The sequence below is a fragment of the Armatimonadota bacterium genome, assembly GCA_025059775.1.
GTDB lineage: Bacteria > Sysuimicrobiota > Sysuimicrobiia > Sysuimicrobiales > Sysuimicrobiaceae > Sysuimicrobium.
This window is the reverse complement of the sequence record JANXCW010000041.1, coordinates 1-803: the sequence shown is the minus strand read 5'-3', so window position 1 is coordinate 803 and position 803 is coordinate 1. Positions and strand designations below refer to the sequence as shown.

Below are 803 nucleotides of genomic sequence, written 5' to 3'. Positions count from 1 at the left end.
TGGGCCTTCACCCTCTCCACGGCCGCATAGAGGATCTCGCCCCGGCTGGCCGCAGGCGTGTCCCACCAACCGGGGAAAGCCTCGTGGGCCGCGCATACCGCCTCGTCCACCTCCCGCTCCGTGGCCAATGGGACGGTATCCACCACCTCCCCAGTAGCCGGGTTGATCACGGGAAAGCGCTCCAAGCCAGGAAAAGCCGACTCTTTACCGCCAATGAACATCTCCGCCATCTCCCTCACCCCATGCGTTGCCGGAGAATCTCCGGATCTTCCCTAAGCCGCTTGGCATCCACACACTCGGTGATCCTTCCCTGTTCTATGAAGTAGACCCGGTGGGCCATGCCCAGGGCGAATGAGGCATTCTGCTCGGCCAAAAGGATGGTTTCCCCCTGACGGGCAATCTCCACCAGGATCTCCCCCACGTGGCGCACCAGGAGGGGCGAAAGCCCCTCGGTGGGCTCGTCCAGGAGGAGTACCCTGGGGTTGCGCAGGAGGGCCCGGGCAATGGCCAGCATCTGCTGCTCCCCTCCTGAGAGCACCGTGGACGGAGCGTGGCGCCGTTCGCGGAGCCTGGGGAAAAGGGCATAGACCTTCTCCAAGGTCCAACGGCCTGGACGCTGGGCCAGGAGCAACTCCTCCTCCACCCGGAGCCCGGGGATCATCTGCCGGCCCTGGGGGACGAGGGCCAGGCCGGCGTGGGCCCGGGCCAACGCCCCGGGCGGCAGGGGTCTACCGCCCAGGAGAACCTCCCCCTGGATGGGGAGGAGGCCCATGATGGCGTGGAAGAGGGTGGTCTTGCCCATG

2 protein-coding genes are annotated in these 803 nt (G+C 66.6%); both read right to left on the bottom strand.

Going from position 1 to position 803, the window contains the following annotated elements:
- A partial coding sequence (locus N0A24_12260) for an aldehyde dehydrogenase family protein (protein MCS7174108.1) occupies positions 1-221 on the bottom strand: 221 nt, incomplete at its 3' end.
- 14 nt (positions 222-235) lie between these two features.
- The coding region (locus N0A24_12255) for an ATP-binding cassette domain-containing protein (protein MCS7174107.1) at positions 236-803 on the bottom strand (568 nt) is incomplete at its 5' end.